At 64.7% G+C, this 6,180-nt stretch carries 4 protein-coding genes and 1 pseudogene; all 5 read left to right on the top strand.

Annotated features, from left to right (window positions below; genetic code table 11):
- Positions 1–600 (top strand): annotated as a pseudogene (locus tag EN893_RS14615) (type III glutamate--ammonia ligase); the annotation flags it as partial.
- A gap of 36 nt (positions 601–636) precedes the next feature.
- Positions 637–1,890: a sarcosine oxidase subunit beta family protein gene (locus EN893_RS14610; protein ID WP_127270293.1), complete on the top strand. Its 1,254-nt coding sequence runs from the start codon at positions 637–639 to the stop codon at positions 1,888–1,890.
- 17 nt (positions 1,891–1,907) lie between these two features.
- Positions 1,908–2,183 (top strand): sarcosine oxidase subunit delta, encoded by a 276-nt coding sequence (locus EN893_RS14605; RefSeq protein ID WP_127269579.1) that lies wholly within the window; start codon positions 1,908–1,910, stop codon positions 2,181–2,183.
- Positions 2,184–2,412: 229 nt separating this feature from the next.
- Positions 2,413–5,394, top strand: a complete 2,982-nt coding sequence (locus tag EN893_RS14595) for a sarcosine oxidase subunit alpha (RefSeq protein ID WP_127269577.1) — start codon at positions 2,413–2,415, stop codon at positions 5,392–5,394.
- Positions 5,387–6,016: a sarcosine oxidase subunit gamma family protein gene (locus tag EN893_RS14590; RefSeq protein ID WP_127269576.1), complete on the top strand. Its 630-nt coding sequence runs from the start codon at positions 5,387–5,389 to the stop codon at positions 6,014–6,016. The genes EN893_RS14595 and EN893_RS14590 overlap by 8 nt, the downstream gene beginning before the upstream one ends.
- Positions 6,017–6,180: the final 164 nt, after the last annotated feature.

Raw genomic sequence — 6,180 nt, 5'->3', positions numbered from 1 at the left:
GCCCATATCTCGGTCTGGGATAAATCGGGCAAGACCAACGTTTTCGCCGACAAATCGATGGAGCTCGGCCTGTCGGCCAAGGGCCGGAATTTCCTCGGCGGCATCATGAAGCATGCCTCGGCGCTGGCCGCGATCACCAACCCGACGGTCAATTCCTACAAACGCATCAACGCGCCGCGCACCATTTCGGGCGCGACCTGGGCGCCGAATACAGTGACCTGGACCGGCAACAACCGCACCCACATGGTGCGCGTGCCCGGCCCGGGCCGCTTCGAACTGCGACTGCCGGATGGGGCGGCCAACCCCTATCTGCTGCAGGCGGTTATCATCGCCGCCGGCCTCGACGGCATCCGCTCCAAGGCAGATCCCGGCAAGCGCTACGACATCGACATGTACCAGCATGGGCACACGGTGAAGGGCGCGCCAAAACTGCCGCTCAACCTGCTCGACGCGTTGCGCGAGTTCGACAAGGACAAATCGCTCAAGGCGGCGCTGGGTGAGGAATTCTCGTCGGCCTACCTAAAGCTGAAGCACCAGGAATGGAATTCCTATGCTTCGCACTTCACGCAATGGGAGCGCGACCACACGCTGGATATCTGACCACCAGCGTGACGCGAGCGACCTCGGAATGAACTGATGAAATATTCGATCTTTTCGCTCGCCCGCGCCGCCCTGTCCGGCCACAAGAACTGGCAACGCACCTGGCGCGACGCCACGCCGAAGGATCGCTACGACGTGGTGATCATCGGCGGCGGCGGCCACGGGCTTGCCACCGCCTGGTTTCTCGCCAGCGAGTACGGCATCAAGAATGTCGCCGTACTCGAAAAAGGCTGGATCGGCTCCGGCAATGCCGGCCGCAACACCACCATCATCCGCTCCAATTACGGCCTGCCCGGCAACACCGGCTTCTACGAATTGTCGATGAAGCTGTGGGAGCGGATGGAGCAGGACCTCAACTACAATGCGATGGTCAGCCAGCGCGGCGTCATCAACCTCTACCACTCCGACGCACAGCGCGACGCTTATGCGCGGCGCGGCAACACCATGCGCATCAACGGCATCGACGCCGAACTGCTCGACCTCGCTGCCGTCAAGAAGATGATCCCGTTCCTGAACTTCGACAATGCGCGCTTTCCCGTGCAAGGCGGGCTCTTGCAGCGGCGCGGCGGCACGGCGCGGCACGATGCGGTGGTCTGGGGCTATGCCCATGCGGCGAGCGAACTCGGCGTCGACATCATCCAGAATTGCGAAGTCACCGGCTTCGTCAGGGACGCCAATGGCAAGGTGACCGGCGTCGAGACATCGCGCGGCAAGATCGGTGCCGGCAAGGTCGGCATGGCGGTCGCCGGAAGTTCGTCGCGCGTCGCGGCGATGGCCGGCCTGCGCCTGCCTATCGAAAGCCATGTGCTGCAGGCCTTTGTCTCCGAGGCGATCAAGCCGCTCATCCCTGGTGTCATGACCTTCGGCGCCGGCCATTTCTACGTCAGCCAGTCCGACAAGGGCGGCCTCGTCTTCGGCGGTGACATAGACGGCTACAATTCCTACGCCCAACGCGGCAACATGCCTGTCATGGAGGACGTCTGCGAGGGCGGCATGGCGCTGATGCCGATGATCGGCCGCGTGCGCCTGCTGCGCCAGTGGGGCGGCATCATGGACATGTCGATGGACGGTTCGCCGATCATCGACAAGACGCCGGTCGACGGGCTCTATCTCAACGCCGGCTGGTGCTATGGCGGCTTCAAGGCGACACCAGGCTCCGGCTTTGTCTTTGCCCATCTGCTGGCGCGCGACGAATCGCACGAAGAAGCCGCTCGGTTCCGTCTCGACCGGTTCCGTACCGGCGCCATGATCGACGAAAAGGGCCAAGGCGCCCAACCGAACCTGCATTGAAGGCGGTCTAGAACAGCATGCGCATTGTCTGTCCCTTCTGCGGCGAACGCGAACTCGGCGAGTTCACCTATCTCGGCGACGCCAAGCCGGTGCGGCCGGTCGCCGACGCCTCGGAAGACGAGGTCTTCAACTATGTCTATCTGCGCGACAACGTCGCCGGACAGACCAGCGAACACTGGTACCATGGCGGCGGTTGCCGGGCCTGGCTGAAGGTCACCCGCAACACGCTGACGCATGAGATTTCCGCCGTTGAGCCGGCGGCTGGCGTGGGTGCGAGGCAGGTCGCGAAATGAATTTTCTTGTGCAAGTCAGCGCCGCCCCTCACCTGCCTGCCGGCATCCTCTCCCCGTATAGAGACGGGGAGAGGGACCTGGCTGCTATTCCTGCAGCGTTGATGATTAGCGAAATCGTGGACGAGAGCGTCCTTCTCCCCGTCACTATACGGGGAGAAGTGCCCGGCAGGGCGATGAGGGGCGGCTCGACGCTGCCGCATGACATCGAAGCGACGAAGGGTCGGCAATCGTGACTTCCAGCCAATCCCATCGGCTCGGCAATGGCGGTCTCATCGACCGCTCGGTGCCACTGAACTTCCGTTTCGACGGCAAGGCTTTCTCCGGCTTCCAGGGCGATACGCTCGCCTCCGCGCTGATCGCCAACGGCGTCAAGCTGGTCGGCCGCTCATTCAAATACCATCGCCCGCGCGGTATTCTCACCGCTGGTTCGGAAGAACCCAACGCGCTGGTCGAGCTGCGCACCGGCGCACGGCGCGAGCCGAACACCAAGGCGACGACAGCCGAACTCTATGACGGGCTCGAGGCCGCCAGCCAGAACCGTTGGCCGTCGCTGCGCCACGATTTGATGTCGGTGAACCAGCTGTTCGCGCCGATCTTCGTTGCCGGCTTCTACTACAAGACTTTCATGTGGCCGGCGAAATTCTGGGAAGCGATCTACGAGCCGGCGATCCGCCGCGCCGCCGGCCTCGGCCGTGCCTCAGGCATCGCCGATCCCGATCACTACGACAAGGCATGGGCGCATTGCGATGTGCTGATCGCCGGTTCAGGTCCGGCCGGTTTGGCCGCGGCATTGGCAGCCGGCCGCGCTGGCGCCCGCGTCATCCTGTGCGAAGAGGATGTTGTCCCCGGCGGCCGCCTGCTGTCGGATGGCGGCACGATCGATGGTGTTCCGGCCGCCGAATGGCTGTCGCGGACGCTGGCTGAATTGGCCGATATGCCGGACGTCCGCATCATGACCCGCACGGCACTATTCGGCGTCTACGATGGCGGCGCCTATGGCGCGATCGAGCGGGTCAACGACCACCTGCCCTCGCCGCCTCAGCATCAGGTGCGACAGCGGCTGTGGCGGATCGTGGCGAAGCGCTGCGTCGTCGCGGCCGGCGCCATCGAACGGCCGATCGTCTTTGCCGGCAACGACACGCCCGGTGTTATTATGGCGTCCGCCATGCGCACCTATGTCGCGCGCTATGCGGCGACACCGGCAAAGCGCCTCGCGCTGTTCACCAACAATGAGGATGGCTGGCGCACGGTCGAGACTGCACTCGGGGCCGGCCTGCAGATCGCGGCGGTCATCGATGCACGGTCCGAAGTGTCGCCAGCGCATCGTTCGCTGGCCTCCAAGGGCGGCTTCCCGGTGCTGCATGGTTCCGTCAGCGGCGTCGATGGCGGCAAGGATGGCGTCAGGAAAATCGCGGTCTCGCTGACCGGTGGCGCGCGCGCCGAGGTCGAAGCGGACGGCCTCGCGGTCTCTGGCGGCTGGAACCCGGCTGTCGGGCTGACTTCCTACCATCGTGGCCGGCCGAAATGGCAGAACGACATATCTGCCTTCGTGCCGGACGGCGCGCCTCCAGGCATGGTCGCCGCGGGTGCCGCCAATGGCGATTTCGGCCTCGGCGCCTGCCTGAGCGAGGGATTTGCCGCCGGCGCGGCAGCGGCGCGTGACACGGGACATAGCGGCACAGTGGGTATCGCGCCTGCCGCCGACGACGAGGCATTCTCGCTGACGCCGCTATGGCACGTCGCCGGCAAGGGCAAGGCGTTTGTCGATTACCAGCACGACGTCACCGCCTCCGACATCGAACTGGCGCAACGCGAAGGCTTTGAATCCGTCGAGCACCTGAAGCGCTACACGACGCTCGGCATGGCGACCGACCAGGGCAAGACCTCCAATGTCGCCGGCCTTGCCATCATGGCCGCGGTCAGCGGCCGTTCGATCCCCGAGACCGGCACGACAATCTACCGGCCGCCTTACGTGCCGGTCGCCATCGGCGCCTTCGCCGGTCATCATCGCGACGAGACGTTTCATGCGACGCGGCTGACGCCGTCGCACCACTGGGCGGCCGAACAGGGCGCAATCTTCGTCGACACCGGCCTGTGGAAACGTGCGCAATGGTACCCTCGCGCCGGCGAGAAGGACTGGCTGGAATCGGTGACCCGCGAGGTCAAGGCGGTGCGCGGCGGCGTCGGCTTCTGCGATGTCTCGACGCTCGGCAAGATCGACGTGCACGGCCCCGATGCCGGCGCCTTTCTCGATCGCGTCTACATCAACACCTTCTCCAGCCTCGCCGTTGGCAAGGCGCGCTATGGGCTGATGCTGCGCGAGGACGGCATCGTCTATGACGATGGCACGACATCGCGGCTGGCCGAGGACCACTATTTTCTGACCACCACCACGGCCAAGGCCGGGCTGGTGATGCAGCATCTCGAATTCTGCCGCCAGGTGCTGTTCCCGGAGCTCGACGTGCAGCTCACTTCCGTCTCGGACCAGTGGGCGCAATTCTCGATCGCCGGGCCGAAGACACGCGACCTGCTCAGGGAAATCGTCGACCCGGCCGAAGACCTTTCCAACGAAGGCTTTCCATTCATGGGCGCGCGCGAAGTAGCACTTCGCGGGGGCCTGAGGGCACGGCTGTTCCGTATCTCGTTCTCAGGCGAGATGGCTTTCGAGATTTCAGTGCCGGCGCGCTTTGGCGATGCCATGGCGCGCAATCTGATGCTGGCCGGCGCGCCATTCGGCGTGACGCCCTACGGCACCGAGGCGCTCGGCGTCATGCGCGTCGAAAAGGGCCACATCGCCGGACCGGAACTGAGCGGCACGACGACGGCGGCCGATCTTGGCCTGGGCAAGATGATGTCGACCAAGAAAGACTATATCGGCCGCGTCATGGCCGGACGCGAGGCGCTGGTAGCCCCGGACCGGCAGGTCGTCGTCGGCATCAAGCCGACGGACAAGGCACGCCGGCTGCGCTCCGGTGCGCACATCATCCCGAAGGGACAGACACCCGGCCCCGGCAACGACCAGGGCTATGTCACCTCGGTCTGCTTCTCGCCGACGTCGGATCAGTGGATCGGGCTCGCGCTTGTCGAACGCGGCCGCGAACGCATCGGCGAGATCGTGCATGGGCATGACCCGTTGCGCGGCGAAGACTACGATGTCGAACTCTGCAATCCCGTCTTCTACGATCCGGATGGAGGGCGCCAGCGTGGTTGATTTTTCCTGGGCTCCCCGCAGTCCCCTTGAAAAGGCGCTTGTTGCCGGCGTGCATGGTGCACGCGGTATCGAGGCCGGCGTCTCGCTGACCGAGATCCGCAATTTTGACCTGATCCAGATCATGGCGAGGCGCGGCCAAGGGGCTGATCTGGCGAAAGCGGCCAGGGCCCGTTTCGGCGCGGTGCCACCGGATGCGCCGAAGGCGGTACAGACTCCGGATGCCACGCTGATCTGGTCGGGGCCGGATCAGTTCTTCGTTCTGTCAAACGGCGGCAAGCACACGACGCAGACGTTGACGCCGGCATTCTCCGGCTCCGCCTCGCTGTCGGATCAGTCGCATGCACGGGTCTTGATCAGCATTTCGGGCGTCAAGGCACGCACCATGCTGGCGAAACTGTCTTCGATCGACTTGCACCCAACGACGTTCCCGGTTGGCGCCGCCGCCGCGACATCGATGGATCACACCAGCGTCACGCTCTGGCGCGGCGGCGATCGGCCGGATGGGCAGGCGGTGTTCAACCTTCTGGTGTTTGCGACCTTCGCCGAAAGCCTTTGGCATACGGTGCTGGATTCGGCTGCGGAGTATGGTGTCGATATCCGCCACAGCGAGGAACTGGTCTAGTTTTCAGTTTTCGTCGGAATGGCCAATTCCGAGCGTCGGCGCCGCCCCTTGTATCTGCACGAGATGATTATGTGCGATGGAAGCGATTGAGCCTCGGGCCGGATGGCCATCCGGCCCGAGGCTTGGCGAAGTCGCCCGCTGCCCCTCCGGCTACAACCGTCAAT

It is taken from the genome of Mesorhizobium sp. M7A.F.Ca.CA.004.04.2.1 (genome assembly GCF_004022825.1).
Lineage (GTDB): Bacteria > Pseudomonadota > Alphaproteobacteria > Rhizobiales > Rhizobiaceae > Mesorhizobium.
The sequence above is the reverse complement of the archived record's forward strand: the minus strand, read 5'-3'. Positions and strand labels throughout refer to the sequence as shown.